We start from the raw sequence: 22,001 nt of genomic DNA on the forward strand, positions 1-22,001 counted from the left end.
CGTCCCGCCACCCCATCCCTGCCCCTCCGGGAACCGAGGGGATTAGAGGAAGAGAAACGAGATGAACGAACTGACGCCTTTCGCAAATCCGATCGCCAAGCCGGAGACGTTCGACGAGATCAAGATCGGCATTGCGAGCCCGGACAAGATTCGCAGCTGGTCTTTCGGCGAAATCAAGAAGCCGGAGACCATCAACTACCGCACGTTCAAGCCGGAGCGTGACGGCCTGTTCTGCGCGCGCATCTTCGGTCCGATCAAGGACTACGAGTGCCTGTGCGGCAAGTACAAGCGCATGAAGTACAAGGGAATCGTCTGCGAGAAGTGCGGCGTGGAAGTGACCGTTTCGAAGGTCCGCCGCGAGCGCATGGGTCATATCGAGCTCGCCGCTCCGGTCGCCCACATCTGGTTCCTGAAGTCGCTTCCGAGCCGCATCGGCCTGCTGCTCGACATGCAGCTGAAGCAGCTCGAGCGCATCCTCTACTTCGAGAGCTATGTCGTTCTTGAGCCGGGCCTGACCCCGCTCGAGAAGAACCAGCTCCTCACCGAGGACGAGCTTCTCAACGCGCAGGACGAATATGGCGAAGACGCCTTCTCCGCCGGCATCGGCGCCGAAGCCGTCAAGATCATGCTCATGGATCTCGACCTCGAAGGCGAGCGCAAGGAACTGCTCGATGAACTCGCGGTCACCAAGTCGGAGCTGAAGCCGAAGAAGATCATCAAGCGCCTGAAGGTCGTCGAGAGCTTCATCGATTCCGGCAACCGTCCGGAATGGATGATCCTCGAGGTCATTCCGGTCATCCCGCCGGAGCTTCGCCCCCTGGTTCCACTGGACGGCGGCCGCTTCGCGACTTCGGACCTCAACGACCTGTATCGCCGCGTCATCAACCGTAACAACCGTCTGAAGCGGCTCATCGAGCTGCGCGCTCCGGACATCATCGTCCGTAACGAGAAGCGCATGCTTCAGGAAGCGGTCGACGCTCTGTTCGACAACGGCCGCCGCGGCCGGACGATCACGGGCGCCAACAAGCGTCCGCTGAAGTCGCTGTCCGACATGCTGAAGGGCAAGCAGGGCCGCTTCCGGCAGAACCTGCTCGGCAAGCGCGTCGACTATTCGGGCCGCTCCGTCATCGTGACCGGTCCGGAGCTCAAGCTGCACCAGTGCGGCCTGCCGAAGAAGATGGCGCTCGAGCTGTTCAAGCCGTTCATCTACTCGCGCCTCGACGCCAAGGGTCTTTCCATGACCCTCAAGCAGGCGAAGAAGTGGGTCGAGAAAGAGCGCAAGGAAGTCTGGGACATCCTGGACGAGGTAATCCGCGAGCACCCGGTTCTCCTGAACCGCGCTCCGACGCTTCACCGTCTCGGTATCCAGGCGTTCGAGCCCGTACTGATCGAAGGCAAGGCGATCCAGCTTCACCCGCTGGTTTGCGCCGCGTTCAACGCCGACTTCGACGGCGACCAGATGGCAGTGCACGTCCCGCTGAGCCTCGAGGCCCAGCTGGAAGCGCGCGTCCTGATGATGTCGACCAACAACATCCTGTCGCCCGCGAACGGCAAGCCGATCATCGTGCCGTCGCAGGACATGGTTCTGGGCCTCTACTACCTCAGCCTTGAGAAAGAGGATGAGCCGGGCCAGGGCATGCTTCTGTCCGACATGACCGAGGTCCACCAGGCTCTCGCAGCCGGTGCCGTGACGCTTCATACGAAGATCGTCAGCCGCGTCCCGCAGACGGACGAGGAGGGCAACACCTACATGAAGCGGTTCGAGACGACCGCGGGACGCATGCTCCTGGGCGAGACCCTTCCGAAGAGCCACAAGGTGCCCTTCGAGACGGTCAACCGCGTCCTGACCAAGAAGGAGATCGGCGACGTCATCGACATCGTCTATCGTCACACCGGTCAGAAGGAGACGGTCCTGTTCGCCGACGCCATCATGGCGCTCGGTTTCCGTCACGCTTTCAAGGCGGGCATTTCCTTCGGCAAGGACGACATGGTCATCCCCGCCGATAAGGTGAAGCTGGTCGAGGAGACGCGTGCACTCGTGAAGGATTACGAGCAGCAGTACCAGGACGGTCTGATCACCCAGCAGGAAAAGTACAACAAGGTGATCGACGCCTGGTCGCGTTGCGGTGACCAGGTCGCATCCGCGATGATGAAAGAGATTTCAGCGACGCCGAAGCGCCCTGACGGTCGCCAGGCGGACCTGAACTCCATCTACATGATGGCCCACTCGGGCGCTCGTGGTTCGCAGGCTCAGATCAAGCAGCTTGCCGGCATGCGCGGCCTGATGGCCAAGCCGTCGGGCGAGATCATCGAAACTCCGATCATCTCGAACTTCAAGGAAGGCCTGACCGTCCTTGAGTACTTCAACTCGACCCACGGCGCCCGCAAGGGCCTGGCCGACACGGCGCTCAAGACTGCGAACTCAGGTTACCTGACCCGCCGTCTGGTCGACGTTTCGCAGGACGCCGTGATTATCGAGGACGACTGCGGCACCGACCGTGCGCTTGAAATGCGCGCGATCGTGCAGGGCGGCGCCACCATCGCTTCGCTCGGCGAGCGCGTCTTGGGCCGTACGACGGCCGAGGACGTCGTCGACTCGAAGACCGGCGATGTGGTCATCCCCGAGGGTACCCTTCTCGACGAGGCGATGGTCGCCCAGATCGAGGCGATCGGCCTGCAGGGCGTGAAGATCCGCTCCCCGCTGGTCTGCGCTTCGAAGCAGGGCGTCTGCGCCAAGTGCTACGGCCGCGACCTCGCTCGCGGTACGCCGGTGAACATCGGTGAGGCTGTCGGCGTCATTGCCGCCCAGTCGATCGGTGAGCCGGGCACCCAGCTGACGATGCGGACCTTTCACATCGGCGGCGCGGCGCAGCTCAACGAGCAGTCGAACCTCGAAGCGCCGGTCGACGGCACGATCGAGTTCCGTGACATGCCGACGATCACCGACCCGCGCGGCCGGCACATCTCGCTGTCGCGTTCGGGCGAGATCGCGATCCTCGACATGGATGGCCGCGAGCTGTCGACGCACCGCGTTCCGTACGGCGCTCATCTGCTGTGCGAGACCGGTCACATCGTCACCAAGGGCGATCGGATCGCCGAATGGGATCCGTCGTTCAGCCCGGTCATCACCGAGCGGGCCGGCACGGTTAAGTACCAGGATCTCATCGAGAACCGGACCATGACCGAGCAGGTCGACGAGTCCACGGGTATCGCCCAGCGCGTCGTCACCGACGACATGGCGAAGTCGAAGAAGGATTCGCTGCATCCGCGCCTGACCCTGACCGGCGACAAGGCAGAAGAGGCGGGCGTCTATCGCCTGGCCGCCGGCGCCATCGTCGCGATCGAGGACGGCCAGAAGGTCGAGGCCGGCGAAGTGCTCGCCCGTATGCCGCGCGAAGCTGCAAGGACGCGCGACATCACCGGCGGTCTGCCGCGTGTTGCCGAGCTGTTCGAGGCCCGCACGCCCAAGGACAAGGCAATCATTGCCCGGGTCTCGGGTCGTGTGAACTTCCTCAAGGACTACAAGGCCAAGCGGAAGATCGCGATTGTTCCTGACGATGGCTCGACTCCGCATGAGGAGCTGGTGCCCAAGTCGCGCGTGATCGAGGTGCAGGAAGGCGACTACGTCAAGCGCGGTGACAACCTCGTTGGCGGTTCTCCGGACCCGCACGACATTCTGGAAGCTCTCGGCGTCGAGGCGCTCGCAGAATACCTCGTGAGCGAGATCCAGGAGGTCTATCGACTGCAGGGCGTGAAGATCAACGACAAGCACATCGAGGTGATCGTTCGCCAGATGCTGCAGAAGGTTGAGATCACCGACGACGGCGACACCACGTTCCTGAAGGGCGAGCAGGTCGATCGCGAGGAGATGGACGAGGTCAATTCGCGGCTCGACAAGAAGAAGAAGCCCGCGGAAGGCAAGCCGGTGCTGCTCGGCATCACCAAGGCGAGCCTGCAGACCCGCAGCTTCATCTCGGCGGCATCTTTCCAGGAGACGACGCGAGTGCTCACCGAAGCGGCCGTGCAGGGCAAGGTCGACACGCTCACCGGTCTCAAGGAGAACGTGATCGTCGGACGCCTGATCCCGGCGGGCACCGGCTCCAGCATGAAGGAGCTCCGGGTTGCGGCATCGAGCCGTGACGCGGCTCTCCGTGCGACGCACCGTCGCATGCAGGAGGCGCTGGTCGCTCCGAATTCGGCCGAGGAACTGCGTGCTGCCGAGAAGGCACGCTCTCCGCGTGACGATACGGCCGGAACGGGCGAAGACCCGCTGGCCGAGGTCGTTCCGAGCGGCCACGGCACGGATGCCGATGCCGGCGACTATCTCACCGAGTAGTCGCTAGCCTTTGAGGGCAAAAAGATAGCCCCGCCGGCGCAAACCGGCGGGGCTTTTCTTTTGGTCTCAGCGATGGATCAGCAGCGGCCGGACTTGATCGTATTCTCCGTGCAGTTCGCTGCGGACTCCACGTCCTTCGCGGCACCGCGAACCGTGTTGCATGCGGCGAGCGCCAGGCAGGTCCCGATCAGCGCCGCGGTCACCAGTTTAGATTTCATGTCCACCCTCCATTGCGTTTGCGAAACGACATGACGTCAAGTTGTGCATTTGTCGACTGACTCCCGGATGAATCAGCCGCCCTGGAGGCATGAAAAATGCCTCGCCGGGATTTCCCGACGAGGCACATTCCTTTTGTTCGAAGTGAGCGATTAGTGCCTTAGCACTTGCCACCGTTCATTGTGTTCTCGGTGCAATTCGCGACCGAATTCACGTCGCGGGCAGCACCACGGACCGTGTTGCAGGCCGCGGTCGCCAGCGCGGCAGTGATAAGCGCCGCCGTCAGAATCTTCTGGACCATACGAAACTCCTCGTTTGACGGTCACTAGTAACGCGCCGATTTCGGAAGCGCTCCATTCCGGCACCGGAATTTTCTCGGGTGTTCGCGGCGAACCGTCCTCAGACGGCGACGGGCGCCGAGATATGCGGGTGCGGCTCATAAGCTTCGAACGCAAAGTCCTCGGGCTCATAGTCGAAGATCGACTGTCCCCGATCCTTCAGAATGAGCTGCGGCAGCCGCCGGGGCTCGCGCGTCAGTTGAAGGTGGGCCTGCTCAAGGTGGTTGGAGTAAAGATGCACATCGCCCCCGGTCCAGACGAATACGCCGGGTTCGTTGCCCGTCTCACGGGCCAGCATGTGGGTCAGCAGGGCATAGCTTGCGATGTTGAACGGAACTCCGAGGAAGAAATCCGCGCTGCGTTGGTAGAGCTGAAGGTTGAGGCGGCCGCCCGCGACCTGGGTCTGGAACAGGCAGTGGCACGGCGCGAGTGCCATCCGGTCGATCTCGCCTGGATTCCAGGCGGTGACGATCTGGCGCCGAGACGACGGATCGCGCTTGATGAGCTCGACCAGGTTCTTGATCTGGTCGATTTCGCGGCCGTCGGCCGTCTGCCAATGCCGCCACTGCTTGCCGTAGACGGGGCCGAGATTGCCTTCCTCGTCCGCCCATTCGTTCCAGATGCTGACCTTGCGCTCCTGCAGCCAGCGAATGTTGGTATCGCCGCGCAGGAACCAGAGCAGCTCCACGATGATCGATCGGAGATGGAGTTTCTTGGTAGTCAGCAGCGGGAAGCCGTCGCGAAGATCGAAGCGCATCTGGGCCCCGAAATGGGAAAGCGTTCCGGTTCCGGTGCGGTCCTGCTGCTCGACACCTTCGTCGAGGATCCGCTGCATAAGGTCGAGGTATTGGCGCATGTTGAAAGCCTAGCCTCGGATCTGACCCAGACCAAGCGAGATAGTCCATTTGGACGACCAGAATGGTCGTCCGGAATGAACCTGATTTCCGTCGATATCGCGAGTTGCACCGCATAGCTGGCTTCGATGCGCTATCAGCGTGCCTCACAGCCTCTCAAGCTGGACGGACTTGAAGCGGCCCGCCCGGTCTTCGCCGAGTGCTTCGCAGAGTCCGATCCCGCTCGGGAGTGCCTGCGGTTGCTCACGTCGATGCGGACTGGAATTGCCCTCACCTGTTCCGTCACGAAAGCGATGAGACGGGCGGTACTTCCCGGTCCGTCCAATCATCGCAAACGCGGCATTGCACGCCTCCACGGGTATTCTTCTCGCCCACAACCATCCCAGCGGCGATCCGCGACCCAGCGTTTCCGACTGCCTCGCCACGCGACGCTTGGCATGCGCGGCCCAGGGCATCGGCTGCACACTGCTCGATCATTTCGTGCTTTCCGCCGCGCACTGGAGCAGCTTCCGACGGCTGGCCCTACTTTAGGCCTTCCTTGCATGCTCTGATCTGGCCCGGCTCCGGGCGGGGGCCGGCCATGCGGAAGGAAGCGAAATAATTCTCGCCCTCCGCGATTGGCTCGAGCCTGATCAGCTTCAACCCGACGGCGGCGAACTCGCATCTCAGCAAGTTGGGCGGGATTCCGTGACGTTTGGGCTCCCGGTTGGCATCAACGACGATCACCTCGCCGTCGGGCTTTAGCGCATCGCGCATGTGCCAGAGGAATGCGTAGGGCGATTCTACCTCATGGTACATGTGGACCATGAAGATGCGGTCGAACGAATGCGGCGGCAGTTTCGGATCGTCCGGCTCCCCTAATTTGACCGCGACATTGTCGAGACTCTCTCGATGGACGCGCTGGACGAGGCGATCCTCGATTTCCGGTACGATGTCCTCGGCGAGAACACGGCCTCGCCGACCGACGACCGGCGCCAGTCTGACCGTGTAATAGCCTTCGCCGGCGCCGATATCGGCCACCGACATGCCCGGTACGACCCCCGCAAGCTGGATGACCTGTTCGGCTTCGCCCACCCGATCGCGCGCGTCTTCGGTGGAGAAGGAGTCCCCAACGATCGGCGCGACAGGACGGTCGGCTTTCGGGAAACGTGGCTGTTCGGGCGCCTGGCGGCAGGCGCCCATTGCTGAAATCAGAAGCAGGGCGATGAGCGCCCTATTCGACATCCTCGACCTCGACGCGCTCGCCGGTAACGCGCTGGGAAAGAGCCGCGGCCATGAACCGGTCGAGATCGCCGTCGAGCACGTCGCTCGGCGCCGTTGATGTCACACCGGTCCGAAGGTCCTTCACCAGCTGATACGGCTGGAGGACATAGCTGCGTATCTGGTGACCCCAGCCGATGTCGGTCTTGGTCGCGTTCTGCGCGCTCGCCTCGGCCTCGCGCTTCTGAAGCTCGGCTTCGTAGAGGCGAGCCTTGAGCTGCTTCATCGCCGACGCGCGGTTCTTGTGCTGCGAACGCTCGTTCTGGCAGGCGACGACAATTCCCGTCGGGATGTGCGTGATGCGTACGGCGCTATCCGTCGTGTTGACGTGCTGCCCGCCCGCGCCCGACGCGCGATAGGTGTCGATGCGCAGGTCCTTGTCCTCGACCTGGATGTCGATGTCCTCGTCGACTTCGGGATAGACCCACACGCTCGAAAAGCTGGTGTGGCGGCGAGCGTTTGAATCGTACGGACTGATGCGCACCAGCCGGTGCACGCCACTCTCGACCTTGAGGTTGCCGTAGGCGTTCTCGCCCTTGATCAGGATCGTCGCGGACTTGATGCCGGCCTGCTCACCCGAATGGTGGTCGATCATCTCGACCTTGTAGCCGTGGCGCTCGCCCCAGCGCGTGTACATGCGCAGGAGCATTTCAGCCCAATCCTGGCTTTCGGTGCCGCCAGCGCCGGCATTGACCTCGACATAACTGCTGTTGGCATCGGCCTCGCCCGCGAGAAGCGCTGCGACCTTGTCGCGCTCCGCACGGTCGGCGAGCTCACCGAGGCTGCGGACGGCATCGTCGGCGAGCGCCTGGTCGCCTTCCGCCTCGGCAAGTTCCAGGAGTTCGGACGTGTCGGCTAGCTCGCGCTCGATGGAGCGCGTGGCGTTGATCGCCTCTTCCAGCCGCCGCCGCTCGCGCATGACTTCCTGCGCTGCCTTGGGGTCATCCCAGAGCGACGATTCCTCGACCTTCGCATTGAGCTCGTCGAGCCTCTTCAGCGCGCGGTCCCAATCGAGGAAGCGACGCAAGAGGTCGAGCGCAGCATTGATCTGGTCGGCGTGAGCCTGCGCTTCGGCGCGCATGGTGAATTGCTTTCGTTGTAAACGCGTGGACTTAGGCGCGAGCTAGTAGATGGCACCCTGATTTTGCAAGGCCGCCTCCGCAGCTTGCGGCTGGGACGTCCGTCGTGACTGGGCCCGAACAACGCGAGGACGGCGCTCCAGTTCGGCGATCTTGTCCGGATTGTTCTCGTCGCCCTCTTCCGGCTGGCCAGCGATGCTGAGCCCATGTGAACGGCGGAATCGTCGCGGCTCGGTCTGTGGCTGGAATGCTTCCCAGATCACCGCCGACTTCGGATCTTCCTGAACTGGGAACGACCCGAACACGCGGCGGCCGGTCGCACGATCGACACGGACCCAGCGTATCCCGCGTGGCGCCACGAACGGAACCTTCGGCATGTCCTTGAAAGCCACTTCCGCGAACTGCTTGAAGATCGGCGCTGCGATGCGACCGCCCTGCGCGCCGTGGCCCATGGGACGCGGGTGGTCGTAACCCAGGTAGACGCCGCCGACGATGTCAGGGGTTCCACCGACGAACCACACGTTGGTCGGGCCGGAGGTCGTGCCGGTCTTGCCGAACATCGGCCGGTTGAGGTCGCGAAGGATCGTTGCCGTCCCGCGCTCGATCACGCCTTCCATGATGTGGACCATCTGGAACGCGGCCATCGGCTCCAGCAGCTGGCGGTCGCGCGACGGCGGCCGCGGCATGGCCTTGCCGTCCCAATCCGCAGAATTGCAATTGCCCATGACCGCGCAGCGATTGTCGGTCCGGTAGATAACCTTGCCGGTCCGATCCTGGACAAAGTCGATCGTGGTCGGCTTCACCGCCCGCCCCTGGTTGGCGAGGATGGCATAAGCATTCACCAGCCGGGCCACGGTGGTCTCACCGGCGCCGAGCGAGATCGACAGGTAATTGGGGAAGTCGCCAACGCCGAGCTTACGGGCATTGGCGGTGATCTTGGGCATTCCGGTCTGCGACGCGGCGCGAACCGTCATCAGGTTGCGCGACTGCTCGACACCCCAGCGCAATGTCTTCGGACCCGCATATTTGCGATCGAAATTGACGAAGCACTTTTGCGGAAGGCCCGGGCCCTGCGACGTACAGAACGGAGCATCGACGATGATCGACGCTGGGCTCAGGCCGTTCTCGAGCGCGGTCTCATAAACGATCGGCTTGAACGCAGACCCCGGCTGCCGCATCGCCTGCGTCGCCCGGTTGTAACTGGAACCGACGACATCGAAGCCCCCCTGCATGGCGAGGACGCGCCCGGTGCGGACTTCCTCGACAAGGAAGCCGCCGCCAACTTCAGGGATCGAGCGGAGCGCGTAGCTGCTGGCGCCAAGCTGCTTGACGATGATGATCATGCCCGGCCGGAGATTGTCGAACGCCGTTCCGCCGCCGCCTCGCTTGGGCAAGTCGGCGACCGACCGTGGAAGGGATCCGGTCGAGCCGTTGGTGAAACCGATCCTCGCTTCGGCCGAATCCTTCGAGAGCACCACGGCTTTCTTCCAGTCCGCAAAGCCGGTGCCGACCGCTGCGCGATCGAGTTGCGCGGCCCAGTCGCCATTCAGGTCCACGCTGAGTTCGAGGTCGCGCCAGCCGCGGCCGCCGTCGAACCGCGCGAGACCCTCGCGCAGGGCATTCGCCGCTGCGTCCTGCATGACCGGGTTCATCGAAGTTCGGACCCAGAGGCCGCCCGCGTAGACGCTGTTGGGGCCATCGTTTGCGTTGTCGCCGTAACTCTTGAGCAAAGTCCGCCGCACTTCTTCCATGAAGTAGCCGCCCTGCTGACGGAACTTCTCGTTGCTTCCGTAGCGAATGGTGCCGAGCGGGGTCGCGGAAGCCGCGGCACGCTGATCGGCCGTAATGTAGCCGTTGTTCTCCATCTCGCGCAGAACATAGTTGCGGCGAGTGAGCGCCTTCTGCGTCGCGCGGACCGGATCGTAGTTGGACGGAGCCTTCGGAAGGACCGCCAGATAGGCCGCTTCAGGCAGCGTCAGGTCTTTGACGTCCTTGTCGAAATAGGCGCGGCTCGCAGCCTGCACGCCATAGGCATTGCGGCCGAGAAATATGGAGTTGAGGTAGAGCTCGAGGATCTGTTCCTTGCTGAGCGTCGATTCCAGCCGGAACGCGAGAATGGCTTCGCGCGCCTTGCGGCCGATCGAGTAGCTGCTGTCCTGGAGCAGATATTTCGCGACCTGCTGCGTGATGGTCGAGCCGCCACGTGCACGCCCGCCGCCGGTCGCGGTCTTTGTCGTGAAATCGAAGACCGCGCCGATCAGGCCGGGATAGTCGATGCCGCCGTGACGAAAGAAGGTCTTGTCCTCGGCGGAAATGAACGCCTGAACCACCATCGGCGGGAATTCTTCGTAGGAAAGTTCCACGCGCCGTTCGCGGGCGAAGGTCTGGACCGGCGTCCCGTCATAACCCCGGACGTTCGTGGGAAGCGAAGGCTGGTAGGCGAGCAGCTTTTCAGACGACGGAAGCCCGCTCGCAAAATAGAGCCATATCCCGGAAAAAAGAACGAATCCGGCAAGCAGCAAGATGCCACCCCTTCGGACCCACTTCTTCTCCAACCAAGGGTCGATGCGCTCACGAACGCGCTGGTTAAAAGCGACGAGGTCCGGAAGCTGGAACTGGGAAGCACTGAGACGGTCGGCACGCATGCGTAATCGCCTCTAGCGCCTCTGGGGCGAGGCCGAAAGGGAAAGGATCACCGAACGATGCGTGATGCGACGTCGGCTTCGATCGCCTGCGCCAAAGCTGCGACGATCTGCGCCCGCTTTTCCGGCTGGGCCAAGAGGGCCTCGTCATCGGTATTGCTGATATAGCCGGCTTCAAAGAGCACTGCGGGCACCTGTGCGTGACGAAGCACGCGGAAATCCGCGAAACGATGAGGATTCGGGCGAAGCATATATCGGCCCGCAGACTTCCGGACGAGCCGCTCGGCGAGCGTCGCTGACGAATTCATCTGTTCGCGCAATGCTAGGTCTGAGAGCATTCCACGGACCGAACCGTCCTGCTCGCTCGACAGGCCCTCGCCTGCCTTGTTTTCCCGCTCGGCGAACCGCGCGGTCTCTGCGTCCGACGCGACATCCGAAAGCGAATAGACGGTCGCACCTCGGGCGTCCGGATTGGGCGCGCTGTCGATATGGAGGGAGAGATAGGCACTCGCTCCGAGCCGCCGCGCGATTTCCGCACGCTGATCCAGGGTTAGATAACGATCATCGTCGCGCGTCATAGCGACGCGAACGCGGCCCCGCTCCGCAAGCTTGTCGCGAAGCTCGCGCGCCAGGGCCAGGGTCAAACTCTTTTCGCTGATGGAGCCGGATACGCCGGACGCCCCCGGGTCGCGGCCTCCGTGCCCCGGATCGAGGACGACGATCGGCCGGCCGGGTGCGCTCGCCTTCGTCAGCTTCACTTCGCCGACTGCGGATCCCAGCTCGACCGTAAGGCTGTTCGAGCGTGCCTCGCCGACGAGGGCCTTCTCGTCATCGGGGACAGGCGCGGAGCGCTGGCTTGCGCCGAACGCCGCAGCCGCAAGCGCGACGCCAGCGATGCTGATCGCCACGCCCACTGCCGCTCTCGCCCGTTTCGACCTTGGCGCCATTATTCCCTTACCCGGCATTTGCCGCAGTCATCCTATCACGCGAACATGGTTAACGCGCAATTATTGCTGGATTCCAGCGGTTCCGACCTCTCCCAGCCAGTTGCGGCACCCGTCGGGGGATGCTAACCGGCATTAATCCTAAGCCCCGAAACGGCGGCAAAGGATCAAGCGCCGCTCCCGCAGGGGATGCGGCTTCACAGGTTGACGCTGCATGATGCCAAGAAACGCCTCTCGCCCGCTCCCTGAAGAGCGGCGGGTCGCGTCTCCCGCAAAATCCGGGATGGTTCACGCAGCAGAGGCAACAATTCAACAGGATACCATGACCGTCGGCCGACACCCGACTGGAATGGCCATTTCAATTGCGCGCGCCCGCCCGGAACGGAGCGGCTCGCGCGCCCGGAGAATTTTCAATGTCAACGCGCATGCTAATCGACGCGCGCCACCCGGAGGAGACCCGGGTTGCAGTCGCGACCGGAAATCGCATCGAGGAATTTGATTTCGAATCCGCTGAGCACAAGCAGCTCAAAGGAAACATCTACCTAGCCAAGGTCACGAGAGTCGAACCGTCGCTCCAGGCGGCTTTCATCGATTACGGCGGAAACCGTCACGGTTTCCTGGCCTTCAGCGAAATCCACCCAGACTATTACCAGATCCCGAAGGCCGATCGCGAAGCCCTGCTCCGCGAGGAGGCCGAGCACGCTGCCGAGGAAGAGCGCCTGCGCGCCGCCGAGGACGACGATGAGGGCGATGTCGAGGAGACAGAGGCTGAGGCCATTGAGGCCGAAGCCGACGAGAACGGCACCGGCGAAGGCAATGGCGAAAACGGCGCCGAGGAAGCCGGCACCGGCTCGAACCGCTCGCCGGTCGACGAGTCCGCCGCCGACGAGCTTCGCAAGAAGCGCCAGAACCTCCGTCGTCGCTACAAGATCCAGGACGTTATCCAGCGCCGCCAGGTCCTGCTCGTTCAGGTCGTCAAGGAAGAGCGCGGCAACAAGGGCGCGGCGCTGACGACCTATCTCAGCCTCGCCGGCCGTTACTGCGTTCTGATGCCGAACACGTCGCACGGCGGCGGCATTAGCCGGAAGATCTCGAACGGTGCCGACCGCAAGCGTCTGAAGTCGATCATGTCGGACCTCAACCTGCCCAAGACCATGGGCCTGATTGTCCGTACGGCCGGCCTGTCGCGCACCAAGACCGAGATTAAGCGCGATTTCGACTATCTCGCCCGCCTCTGGGACGAGATCCGCGAGCGCACTCTGAAGAGCAGCGCACCGGCGCTCATCTATCGCGACAGCGATCTCATCAAACGCGCCATCCGCGATCTCTATCACCGCGATATCAGCGACGTGATCGTGGAGGGCGAGGATGGCTACAAGGCGGCCCGGGGCTTCATGAAGCTGCTGATGCCGAGCCATGTGCGGCGCGTTGCGCTTCATTCCGAAGCGACGCCGCTCTTCCAGCGCTACGGGGTCGAGGACCAGCTTTCGGCCATGTACCAGCCGGTCGTCCAGCTGAAGTCGGGCGGTTATCTGGTGATCAACCCGACCGAGGCCCTGGTGTCGATCGACATCAACTCCGGCCGGTCCACGCGCGAGCACAATATCGAGCAGACCGCCTTCGCCACGAACCTCGAGGCAGCGAACGAGATCGCCCGCCAGCTCCGGCTTCGCGACATGGCGGGCCTCATCGTCATCGACTTCATCGACATGGAGCAGAACAGCCATGTCCGTAAGGTCGAGAAGGCGATGAAGGAGGCGCTGAAGAACGACCGCGCCCGCATCCAGGTCGGTCGAATCTCCAGCTTCGGCCTCATGGAAATGAGCCGCCAGCGCCTGCGCACCGGCGTGCTCGAAGCTTCGACCAAGCCCTGCGCGCACTGCGAAGGCACTGGCCTGATGCGCACCGCATCCTCGGCCGGCCTTTCGGCGCTCCGCATGATCGAGGACGAGGCCGCGCGCGGCCGGGGTGAGAAGATCCTGCTCCGCGCCGGGCGCGAGGCCGCGATCTATCTTCTCAACAAGAAGCGCAGCGAGCTCGCCGAGATCGAGGCGCGTTATGGCGTCTCGATCGAAGTCGCGATTGACGAGGGCCTCGAAGGCGCCCGGATGAGCGTCGAAAGCTCGGGTCCGCGTCCGACCGCTCCGCAGCGTCGCCCCGAGCCGACTCCGATCGAGGAGGACCTCGAAGAAGTCGAAGCCCTGCTCGGAGATGAAGCCGACGAGGACGGGGACGAGGAAGAAGAACAGGAAGAGCGCGAGACCTCTCGCTCGCAAGAGGACCGCCCGGGTCGCCGCCGTCGGCGCAGGCGCCGGGGTGGCCGTGGCCGTGGCCGCCGCGAAGGTGGCGAAGGCGCCGAGGGAGCCGACGAAGCCGGTGTCGAACCGGCCGCCGAAGGCGAGGAGCCGCGGGCTCCCGAGCAGGGCGTCGTGGAAGAGGCTGCACCCGCTGGCGACAAGAAGCGGCGTCGCCGTCGTGGCAAGCGCTCCGAGTCCGCGGTCGACGTGAACACCGAGGAAGCCGAGGTGGCTTCGGAGCGCTCGCCGATGGCTGAAACGCCGACGGCGGAGGAGCCGCCGATCGCTGAGGTCGAGGCCCCGGCCGAGCCTCAGCCCAAGGCCCGCAGGAGCCGCGCAAAGAAGGTCGACGCAACCGCTGAGGCGGTCGTCGCTCCTGCTGCCGCCGAAGAAAAGGCGGAAGCCAAACCCGCCAAGCCGGCTCGCAAGTCGCGTGCAAAGAAGGCGACAGCGGAGGCTCCCGCGCCTGCGCCGGAAGCTGCCGCGCCTACCGCCGACAATGACGAAGCGGACGATGACTCGGGTGACGGACCTCGTCGCGGCTGGTGGCAACGCACCTTCGGGTGATCCGCTGAAGGGACTGCTTTCATCCAGCGTTCAGACCGCGAATGGGAAGGCGGCGGCATGAGCTCGCCGCTTTCCCGCTTCGTGCGGATGCTGATGCTGGCGCTGGTGCTTGGCCTTGCCTCGGCGAGGCCCGCAGTCGCGGCCGACGAAGGGCCATCGATTCTCCGTGACACGGAGACCGAAGCTCTTTTCGCCGACATCGCCAAGCCGCTGGTCGAGGCCGCAAACCTCGACAACAAGAGCGTGAAGGTCGTCCTTCTCAACGACGACGAGATCAACGCCTTCGTCGCCGGCAGCCAGAACGTCTACGTAAACTCGGGCCTCCTGACCCGGGCCGACAATGTGAACCAGCTTCAGTTCGTCATCGCCCACGAGCTCGGCCACGTCGCCGGCGGACACGCCATCCGAATGGGCGAAGGGATGAAGGAAGCGACCGGGATCACCCTCGCGACCATGGTGCTCGGCGCAATTGCAATCGCGGCAGGTGCAGGCGACGCCGGTCTTGGCCTGATGATGATGGGCCAGCGCGCGGCAATGGGTCAGTTCCTGGCCTTCACCCGGGCGCAGGAGACCAGCGCCGATCTCGCTGGCGCGAGCTACCTGCACAAGGCCGGGATCAGCGGCAAAGGCGGCCTCGACTTCTTCAAGAAGCTCCAGAACCAGGAGTATCGCCTCGCGATCTACGCGACCGACAGCTACGACCGGACCCACCCGCTATCGAGCGAACGAATCTCGATCCTGACCAACCTGTTCGAGAAGGACCCGGCGTGGAACAAGCCGACTGACCCCGCGCTCGAGGCGCGGTTCCAGCGGGTCAAGGCGAAGCTCGTCGGGTTCATCAATCCGAAGCAGGCGATCAGCAAGTATCCGGAAACCGACCAGACGGTGCCGGCGCACTACGCCCGCGCTTACGCCTACCATCTCGGCGCCTATCCGGACAAAGCTCTGGCAGAAGCGGACTCCCTGCTGAAGACGAACCCGCACGACCCTTATTTCCTTGAGCTGAAGGGCCAGATCCTGCTCGAGTCCGGGCAGCCGGCGGAAGCCATTGCCCCACTGAGGGAGGCCACGGAAAAGTCCGGGCGAGCGCCCCTGATCGCCTCCATGCTCGGCCACGCGCTGATCTCGACCGAGAACCAGAAGAACATGGAAGAGGCGAAGGGAATCCTGAAGACAGCGGTCGCGGTCGACAACGAGAACCCGTTTGCCTGGTACCAGCTGGGCATCATCTACGACAGCGAAGGCGATACGCCTCGGGCAGCGCTAGCAACGGCGGAGCGCAACAATCTCGAGGGCAATCCGAAGCTCGCGCTGGCGAGTGCCGAAATGGCCATGCGCGGGATTCCCGCCGGAACTCCGGACTATCTTCGTGCCCAGGACATCGCCATGGTGTCGAAGATCGAGCTGAAGAAGGACAAGAAGGGCCGTGACAGAGAGTAAGGGATCGCCGCTGGTCTCGGCGATCGTGGGGGGTGTCGTCGGGTCCGTGCTGACAACGGCGGTCCTGCTCGTCGCCGCTCCGCAATTCATGAGCGGTCGCATCGTGCGACAGGGCATGCTTCACGATCCCCAGATCCTGGTCGATGCGGCCGATGCATTGCGCGATCGGCAATATGCGCCGACGCTCGCCAGTTCGCGTGGAATGTTGGAGACGCCGTTCGGATCGTCGTGGAAGGGCGCGGAGAAGCCGGAAGTTATTCTCGTCGAATTCTACGACTACGCCTGCCCCTACTGCAAAGCGAGCAACCCGCACGTCGACCAGCTCCTTCGCGAGAACCCGAAGCTCCGCGTCGTCTATCGTGAGCTTCCGATCCTCGGACCTGACAGCGTCGTGGCCGCACGTCTTTCGCTCGCGGCATCAAAGGCCGGCCGGTTCCAGCAGTTCCACGACGCCCTCTACGCGGCGGGGAGACCCGCGCCGGAAACGAATGCGGCAGCCGCTCGCATCGCGAACATCCCGCCGACGCCGAGCCAGGACGTTGCGATCGAGGCGGAGCTCAAGAAAAACTTCAGCCTCGCGAGCCAGCTCGGCGCGACGGGAACACCCTTGTTCGTGGTCGGGGACCGAGTGCTTAGCGGAGCGGTCGGATACGACGCTCTGAAGAAGGCTGTCGAGGCCGCCCAGAAGAAGGCCTGAATCCTCAAAGCAGCGACGCGAAGAACAGGATCGTCGCAGCAGCCATGACGAGGGTTGCGGCCCAGCCAAAGGCCAGGACCATCGGCTCCGCCACGAAGCGGCCCATGATCTTGCGTCGCCCGACCAGGATCATCATCGCGGCCATCAAGGGCACGGCAACTACGCCGTTCAAGACCGCACTCCAGAACAGGGCGCGGATCGGATTGATGTGGAGGAAGTCGATGGCGACACCGGCCATCGTTGCGGCAACGATGATGGCATAAAAGCGCACGGCCTGCTGTGGCTTGTATTCCAGGCCGTGCTTCCATCCCCGCGCCTCGCTGACCGCAAAGGCCGCCGAGCCCGCCAGGACAGGCACAGCGAGCAGGCCGGTTCCGATGATCCCGAGGGCAAACAGGGCAAACGCGAACTGGCCGGCGATCGGCCTCAATGCCTCAGCCGCTTCCGCCGCAGTGTTGATCTGGGTGATGCCCTGCTGATGAAGTGTCGCCGCGGCGGCCAGGATGATGGCGAGTGCGATCAGGTTGGAGAACGCCATCCCGACGAACGTATCCAGCCGGATTCTTCGAAACTGCGCCGGCGCTTCTCGCGGGACATCCTTGAGAGGTTTGTCTCCCGTGTCGCTGACCTCCTCTGCTTCCTGAGCGCTCTGCCAGAAGAACAGGTAAGGACTGATGGTCGTACCGAAGACGGCGACGATCGTGACGATCGTCGTCCGGTCTATCTCACCCGGCCAGACCATTCCGATCAGCGCGGCTGACCAGTCGATGTGAACCGAAAGGAGCACCCCGACATAGGCGAACAGGCTGAGGGTCAGCCATTTCAGGATGCGCGCATATTGATGGTACGGGACGAACAGCTGGAGCAGCACGGTCGTCAGTGCAAAGAGAACCGCAAAAATGTGCGTGCGCCCGCCGATGACCAGCTCGGTCGCAGCAGCCATCGCCGCGAGATCGGCCCCGATATTGATCGTATTGGCGATCAGCAGGGCCGCGACCAGGAAAGTGACGGCAGCCCTAGGGAAGCTCGCGGACAGGTTTTTCGCCAGCCCGTCTCCGGTCACCCGGCCAATGTGCGCGCTTACCAGCTGCACCGCGCACATCAGCGGGTAGGTGAGGATCATCGTCCACAGGAGGCCGTAGCCGAACTGCGCGCCAGCCTGCGAATAGGCGGCAATGCCGCTGGGATCGTCGTCGGCCGCTCCGGTTACGACGCCCGGCCCAAGCTCGTTCGCGGCTTCGACAAGCGCGTGCCGCAATCCGGAATTCCGGATTCGGTGCACGCGCGCCCTAGTCGCCATCACGCCCCTTGAAACCCTGGGCGATGACGTACCATTCCGACGAATCCTTGCGGCTCGCCGGCGGCTTGGCATGCTTCACGGCCGTGAAATGCCGCTTCATCTCGGCGACGAGCTGATTGTCTGCGCCCCCTGCCAAGACCTTCGCGACATAGGCTCCGCCCGGCCGAAGCACCTCGGTCGCGAACAATAGTCCTGCCTCGACAAGCGCCATGGTCCTCAAATGGTCGGTCTGCTGGTGGCCCACGGTGTTGGCCGCCATGTCGGACAGGACGAGGTCGGCCTCGCCGCCAAGCGCTTCCTTCAACCGGTCCGGTGCCGTTTCGTCCATGAAGTCCATCTGCAGGATGGTGACGCCTTCGATTGGATCGGTCGGGAGCAGGTCGATGCCGACCACCTTGCCCTGCGGCACCTTGCGGCGGACGACCTGGCTCCAGCCTCCGGGAGCGATGCCGAGGTCGACGACCGCCTTCGCGCCCTTCAGCAGGCCGAAACGCTCATCGAGCTCGGTCAGCTTGAACGCGGCGCGGCTCCGGTAATTCTCTGCCTTGGCGCGCCGTACATAGGGATCGTTGAGTTGCCGCTCGAGCCAGCGGGTCGACGACGGTTTCCGCCCCTTGGCGGTGCGGATGCGCTTCACAGAATGTGACCGTCACGCGCCATCAACGACCGAAGGATTCCCTCGCGGATGCCGCGGTCAGCCACGCCGAGCTTCTCCGCCGGCCAGATTTCAACGATCGCTTCCAGGATCGCGCAGCCCGCGACGACTAGGTCGGCACGGTCGCGGCCGATGCACGGCAGCGCAGCGCGCTCGTTGTGATCCATTTCCGCGATCATCGTGCTGATCTTCTGCATCGCATCCACGGGAACGTGCAGGCCGTCGACCGCTCGGCGGTCGTAAGCGGGCAAAGCGAGATAGACGCTGGCGAGAGTGGTCACCGTCCCGCTGGTTCCGAGAAGGCGAATACCCTCCACATCGCTCGGAAGGGCCGAAGCGAAGCCTGCGAAGGCGCGGCGGGCGCGTTCGCGCATGCGGCCATAGGCTTGTACGCGGTCGGGGCCCTCGAGCGCGACCGTTCCCTCGCTCTCGGTCAATGAGACCACGCCCCAAGGCGCGCTCCACCAGCTGCGGATTCGGGGAATGCCTTCTTCCTGGTCGATCAGGACAAGCTCGGTCGATCCGCCGCCAATGTCGAAGATTAGTGCGGGACCGTCACCCGGCTCCAGCAGCTTGTGGCAACCCAGCACCGCAAGGCGCGCTTCTTCCTGCGGCTCGATGATATCGAGGACGATGCCGGTTTCGCGCCGAACGCGGTCGACAAACTCTTCGCCGTTTCCAGCCCGCCGGCAGGCTTCGGTTGCGACCGAGCGCGAGAGGGAGACGTTGCGGCGCCGCAGCTTCTCCCCGCACACCGAAAGGGCTCCAACCGCCCTGTCCATCGCATCCTGAGATAGCTCTCCGGTCCGGGAGAGACCCTCGCCAAGGCGAACGATTCTGGAAAAAGCATCGACGACCGTGAATCCGCCGTCGACAGGCCGGGCAATCAGCAAGCGGCAATTGTTGGTGCCGAGGTCGATCGCTCCGTAAGTATGACGAGAGTGATGGGACCGCCGCTCCGGCAGTTTTCCCGAGGCCGGCGCACCTGGCTGCGAATCCTGCCGCAGCGATGGAGCCGGCGCACTGGCGATACCATTCGCCATGAACAAACGCCCGTTTCTATCCTTCACCACCTGGATCAGGTGGCTGACTTGAGGCGCATTTAACCGGCAAAGGCGATTAAGAGCAAGCGGACGGCTCGGTTCGCCCCAGCGGCGTTGACAGTCGAAGGGGCTCTTTCTATCCCGCCCGCCTGCCGGCATTGCCCCGTCGTCTAATGGTAAGACTACGGACTCTGACTCCGTCAATCGTGGTTCGAATCCACGCGGGGCATCCAGTCGATCGACTTAAGAGCCGAATTCCCTTTTGAAGATGTCCGACGTGCGTTCGATCGAGGCAATCCCGCGCTGGCCGCCTTGCCGGTCGAGCTGGACGATTAGGTCGACGACAGAGCGGACGTAAGCGATTGTATCCAGCCGCGAGAGGCCGAGGCCACTCTGCATCACCATCAGGGCGAGCTGCTCCAACGCGCCCTGCGGCGAGTTGGCGTGGATAGTACTGAACGAGCCCGGGTGACCGGTATTGATCGCGCGGAGGAAGCTGACGGCCTCGCCACCGCGAAGCTCGCCGAGGACGATACGGTCAGGGCGAAGTCGCAGCGCGGCCTGGAGCAGGTCGTCGGTGGTGACCCGCGCTTCTCCCGTCTCGCCCTTCACGGCGATCAGGCCCACGCCGTTGCGATTTCCGAGGCGTATTTCCGGCGTGTCCTCGACTAGGATGACCCGCTCGTGCTCCGGAATTTCACGAAGAAGAGCGTTGAGGAACGTCGTCTTGCCGCTCGAGGTGCCTCCGGAGATCAAGATCGTCGCACCACCGCGCACTGCCTGGCTGAGGAAGTCGACGTCGCTCGTTTCCTCTGCTCGCTCGTGCCAAGGCTTTGCAGAGGCACCCTTCGATTCGCGCTCGTAAGCGGTCAGCGGAACGTCGAGCAGCCGGTGGCGGCGGATCGACAACGCGAAGTGGCGCCGCGTCGCTGGCGGACTGACGATCTGGATTCGTTCGCCGGTCGGAAGCACCGCCGACAGCAAGGGCCGCTCGCGGCTGATGCCCTGGTGGCTGAAACGCGCGACCTGGGCCGCGAGCCGGCTGAGAAGGACATCGTCGATGCCCGGAGCCTCGTGCCGCGCCATGCCGGCCTTCCCGGCGCTCTCGGTCCATACCTCGCCCGGCTGGTTGACGAGGATCTCCGTGACATTCTCGTCGGCCAGCCATTGCTGGAACGGCGCCAGATAGGCGGAAAGATAGACGCCGAGGTGGGCTACGTCCGCCGGCGCGGTCGCAGGCGCTGGTACGGTCATCCAGCCACCGTCGAGAAGTCGAGGTCCTTGGCCGTGAAGACCCGGATCGGCTGACCCTGACGAACCTTGATCGTCGGCGGAATCTGGCCGTTCTGCGAGGCGGCCACCGACGCAGCGCTTTGCCCGCCGGAAAGGATGAGCGCGCTTCCGCCGCTTCCGAGCGTGGAAGCCGTTCCAACGATGGACAGCAGGAGTGCCGAGCCGAACCTCTTCATGAAGTGGCTGTCAACCTTGCCGGTAAGACCGGTCTGGCCGGTTTCGTCCACGGCAGGCGATGCAAGCGCGACCGAGACGCCGTCGGGACGGATCAGGCGCGTCCACATGACATAGGCGCGCGTCTGTCCGTTCGCGACGCCGCTCTTGTACTGGCCGATCAGGCGCGAAGACCTCGGAACGAGAATATTCTTACCGTCGAAGCTGCGGACATCGCTGCTCACGACTGCGCGGACATAGCCTGGAAGGTCGCTGTTGATCGCCGTTTCCAGAACCGCCGGGATCAGAGTGCCCTGCGATACGGTCTGGGCCGGGTTCCTCATCCGCGTGGCCCTGGCGACGTCGGTGCTGGCGATCCCGAATGCGTCGTCACCGCCCGCACCGCCGGGAGCGAGGGCCGCCGGCGTGCCCGCATTCGAGCCACTGTTGTCGACGATTAGCGTCGGGCCGCCATGGGTGTTTAGTGGCTCGCCCGGAACAAGCTGCGGCGGAACCGCCGGCTCGCCGGTCATGACCGGGCCTTGTCCCGGAACGGGAGCGGCAAGCGGTGCTCCGGGCGCAAGCTGGGTTACAGCCTCCGGCGGCAGCGCGACCGCTCCCGGAGTAGTCTGCGGAAGCGTGGCCGCGGCGGGAGCCTTGGGGCTGGGAGCGCTCTCGCGACCGCCGGACAACCCGACGAACGTCACCGCACCGATCATCAGCGCTCCGGCGGCGCCCATCGCGAGGCCCATTCCGTCCTTCTTCGAGGTGCGCTGGGCAACGAGCGGGAATGAATTCCGCTTGGCGAGCGCAAGCGTTTCAGGCTCGAGCTCGATACGTGGATCGGATTGCTCCTGCTTCTCGAGCAGAATGAGAGAATTCTTCAT

17 protein-coding genes and 1 tRNA gene are annotated in these 22,001 nt (G+C 63.9%); 6 read left to right on the forward strand and 12 right to left on the reverse strand.

Annotated elements, in window-relative coordinates; translation table 11 throughout:
• Positions 1–61: 61 nt before the first annotated feature.
• Positions 62–4,336 (forward strand): DNA-directed RNA polymerase subunit beta', encoded by a 4,275-nt coding sequence (rpoC, locus tag ACMC5O_RS08630; protein ID WP_187709129.1) that lies wholly within the window; start codon positions 62–64, stop codon positions 4,334–4,336.
• A 77-nt stretch (positions 4,337–4,413) separates the two neighbouring features.
• Here rpoC and ACMC5O_RS08635 read toward each other — a convergent pair whose 3' ends face one another.
• From ACMC5O_RS08635 to ACMC5O_RS08645, 3 genes are all read right to left on the reverse strand, one after another.
• Positions 4,414–4,554 (reverse strand): entericidin EcnA/B family protein, encoded by a 141-nt coding sequence (locus ACMC5O_RS08635; RefSeq protein ID WP_187709128.1) that lies wholly within the window; start codon positions 4,552–4,554, stop codon positions 4,414–4,416.
• 158 nt (positions 4,555–4,712) lie between these two features.
• Positions 4,713–4,853: an entericidin EcnA/B family protein gene (locus tag ACMC5O_RS08640; protein ID WP_187709127.1), complete on the reverse strand. Its 141-nt coding sequence runs from the start codon at positions 4,851–4,853 to the stop codon at positions 4,713–4,715.
• 98 nt (positions 4,854–4,951) lie between these two features.
• Positions 4,952–5,746, reverse strand: a complete 795-nt coding sequence (locus tag ACMC5O_RS08645; protein WP_426692706.1) for a thymidylate synthase — start codon at positions 5,744–5,746, stop codon at positions 4,952–4,954.
• A gap of 322 nt (positions 5,747–6,068) precedes the next feature.
• Here ACMC5O_RS08645 and ACMC5O_RS08650 point away from each other — a divergent pair, with 322 nt between their 5' ends.
• Positions 6,069–6,275, forward strand: coding sequence for a JAB domain-containing protein (locus ACMC5O_RS08650; RefSeq protein ID WP_281389477.1), 207 nt, complete (start codon positions 6,069–6,071; stop codon positions 6,273–6,275).
• Here the strand turns inward: ACMC5O_RS08650 and ACMC5O_RS08655 are convergent.
• The 4 genes from ACMC5O_RS08655 to ACMC5O_RS08670 are packed head-to-tail and all read right to left on the reverse strand — an operon-like array spanning position 6,267 to position 11,633.
• On the reverse strand, positions 6,267–6,968 hold the full coding sequence (locus ACMC5O_RS08655) for a methyltransferase domain-containing protein (protein WP_426692707.1): 702 nt from the start codon (positions 6,966–6,968) through the stop codon (positions 6,267–6,269). The genes ACMC5O_RS08650 and ACMC5O_RS08655 overlap by 9 nt on opposite strands.
• Positions 6,958–8,085: a peptide chain release factor 2 gene (gene prfB, locus ACMC5O_RS08660; RefSeq protein WP_426692708.1), complete on the reverse strand. Its 1,128-nt coding sequence runs from the start codon at positions 8,083–8,085 to the stop codon at positions 6,958–6,960. Before prfB ends, ACMC5O_RS08655 begins: the two co-directional genes overlap by 11 nt.
• A gap of 42 nt (positions 8,086–8,127) precedes the next feature.
• Positions 8,128–10,728 carry a penicillin-binding protein 1A gene (locus ACMC5O_RS08665; RefSeq protein ID WP_426692709.1) on the reverse strand — a complete coding sequence of 867 codons (2,601 nt, stop codon included), beginning with the start codon at positions 10,726–10,728 and terminating at the stop codon, positions 8,128–8,130.
• Between the two features lie 47 nt (positions 10,729–10,775).
• The gene (locus tag ACMC5O_RS08670; RefSeq protein ID WP_187709124.1) at positions 10,776–11,633 is read right to left on the reverse strand and encodes an N-acetylmuramoyl-L-alanine amidase family protein; all 858 of its coding nucleotides are present in this window, start codon (positions 11,631–11,633) and stop codon (positions 10,776–10,778) included.
• A gap of 449 nt (positions 11,634–12,082) precedes the next feature.
• Here ACMC5O_RS08670 and ACMC5O_RS08675 point away from each other — a divergent pair, with 449 nt between their 5' ends.
• The 3 genes from ACMC5O_RS08675 to ACMC5O_RS08685 are packed head-to-tail and all read left to right on the forward strand — an operon-like array spanning position 12,083 to position 16,670.
• On the forward strand, positions 12,083–14,533 hold the full coding sequence (locus ACMC5O_RS08675; RefSeq protein ID WP_426692710.1) for an Rne/Rng family ribonuclease: 2,451 nt from the start codon (positions 12,083–12,085) through the stop codon (positions 14,531–14,533).
• A gap of 57 nt (positions 14,534–14,590) precedes the next feature.
• Positions 14,591–15,973: a M48 family metalloprotease gene (locus tag ACMC5O_RS08680; protein WP_187709123.1), complete on the forward strand. Its 1,383-nt coding sequence runs from the start codon at positions 14,591–14,593 to the stop codon at positions 15,971–15,973.
• Positions 15,960–16,670, forward strand: coding sequence for a DsbA family protein (locus ACMC5O_RS08685; protein ID WP_426692711.1), 711 nt, complete (start codon positions 15,960–15,962; stop codon positions 16,668–16,670). Before ACMC5O_RS08680 ends, ACMC5O_RS08685 begins: the two co-directional genes overlap by 14 nt.
• A gap of 4 nt (positions 16,671–16,674) precedes the next feature.
• Here the strand turns inward: ACMC5O_RS08685 and ACMC5O_RS08690 are convergent, their stop codons facing one another.
• From ACMC5O_RS08690 to ACMC5O_RS08700, 3 genes are read right to left on the reverse strand one after another with little or no spacing between them, the layout of a single operon-like run.
• Complete coding sequence (locus tag ACMC5O_RS08690; RefSeq protein ID WP_187709121.1) at positions 16,675–17,970, reverse strand: NRAMP family divalent metal transporter; 1,296 nt, start codon at positions 17,968–17,970, stop codon at positions 16,675–16,677.
• On the reverse strand, positions 17,960–18,607 hold the full coding sequence (locus ACMC5O_RS08695; protein WP_187709120.1) for an RlmE family RNA methyltransferase: 648 nt from the start codon (positions 18,605–18,607) through the stop codon (positions 17,960–17,962). Before ACMC5O_RS08695 ends, ACMC5O_RS08690 begins: the two co-directional genes overlap by 11 nt.
• Positions 18,604–19,668 (reverse strand): Ppx/GppA phosphatase family protein, encoded by a 1,065-nt coding sequence (locus ACMC5O_RS08700; RefSeq protein ID WP_187709119.1) that lies wholly within the window; start codon positions 19,666–19,668, stop codon positions 18,604–18,606. The genes ACMC5O_RS08695 and ACMC5O_RS08700 overlap by 4 nt, the downstream gene beginning before the upstream one ends.
• A 159-nt stretch (positions 19,669–19,827) precedes the next feature.
• Here ACMC5O_RS08700 and ACMC5O_RS08705 point away from each other — a divergent pair.
• Positions 19,828–19,901 (forward strand) — tRNA-Gln (locus ACMC5O_RS08705).
• A 10-nt stretch (positions 19,902–19,911) separates the two neighbouring features.
• Here ACMC5O_RS08705 and virB11 read toward each other — a convergent pair.
• Entirely contained in the window at positions 19,912–20,922 is a 1,011-nt protein-coding gene (gene virB11 / locus ACMC5O_RS08710; protein ID WP_187709118.1) for a P-type DNA transfer ATPase VirB11, read from the reverse strand.
• Complete coding sequence (locus ACMC5O_RS08715; RefSeq protein WP_187709117.1) at positions 20,919–22,001, reverse strand: TrbI/VirB10 family protein; 1,083 nt, start codon at positions 21,999–22,001, stop codon at positions 20,919–20,921. The genes virB11 and ACMC5O_RS08715 overlap by 4 nt, the downstream gene beginning before the upstream one ends.

Origin of the sequence: Sphingomonas sediminicola (assembly GCF_049991885.1) — a bacterium.
Lineage (GTDB): Bacteria > Pseudomonadota > Alphaproteobacteria > Sphingomonadales > Sphingomonadaceae > Sphingomicrobium > Sphingomicrobium sediminicola.

Excerpts from the sequence above, each read along its gene's own strand:
- rpoC (WP_187709129.1), top strand. The coding sequence starts at position 62 with ATGAACGAACTGACGCCTTTCGCAAATCCGATCGCCAAGCCGGAGACG.
- ACMC5O_RS08635 (WP_187709128.1), bottom strand. The coding sequence starts at position 4,554 with ATGAAATCTAAACTGGTGACCGCGGCGCTGATCGGGACCTGCCTGGCG.
- ACMC5O_RS08640 (WP_187709127.1), bottom strand. The coding sequence starts at position 4,853 with ATGGTCCAGAAGATTCTGACGGCGGCGCTTATCACTGCCGCGCTGGCG.
- ACMC5O_RS08645 (WP_426692706.1), bottom strand. The coding sequence starts at position 5,746 with ATGCGCCAATACCTCGACCTTATGCAGCGGATCCTCGACGAAGGTGTC.
- ACMC5O_RS08655 (WP_426692707.1), bottom strand. The coding sequence starts at position 6,968 with ATGTCGAATAGGGCGCTCATCGCCCTGCTTCTGATTTCAGCAATGGGC.
- prfB (WP_426692708.1), bottom strand. The coding sequence starts at position 8,085 with ATGCGCGCCGAAGCGCAGGCTCACGCCGACCAGATCAATGCTGCGCTC.
- ACMC5O_RS08665 (WP_426692709.1), bottom strand. The coding sequence starts at position 10,728 with ATGCGTGCCGACCGTCTCAGTGCTTCCCAGTTCCAGCTTCCGGACCTC.
- ACMC5O_RS08675 (WP_426692710.1), top strand. The coding sequence starts at position 12,083 with ATGTCAACGCGCATGCTAATCGACGCGCGCCACCCGGAGGAGACCCGG.
- ACMC5O_RS08680 (WP_187709123.1), top strand. The coding sequence starts at position 14,591 with ATGAGCTCGCCGCTTTCCCGCTTCGTGCGGATGCTGATGCTGGCGCTG.
- ACMC5O_RS08690 (WP_187709121.1), bottom strand. The coding sequence starts at position 17,970 with ATGGCGACTAGGGCGCGCGTGCACCGAATCCGGAATTCCGGATTGCGG.
- ACMC5O_RS08700 (WP_187709119.1), bottom strand. The coding sequence starts at position 19,668 with ATGGCGAATGGTATCGCCAGTGCGCCGGCTCCATCGCTGCGGCAGGAT.
- virB11 (WP_187709118.1), bottom strand. The coding sequence starts at position 20,922 with ATGACCGTACCAGCGCCTGCGACCGCGCCGGCGGACGTAGCCCACCTC.
- ACMC5O_RS08715 (WP_187709117.1), bottom strand. The coding sequence starts at position 22,001 with ATGAAGAATTCTCTCATTCTGCTCGAGAAGCAGGAGCAATCCGATCCA.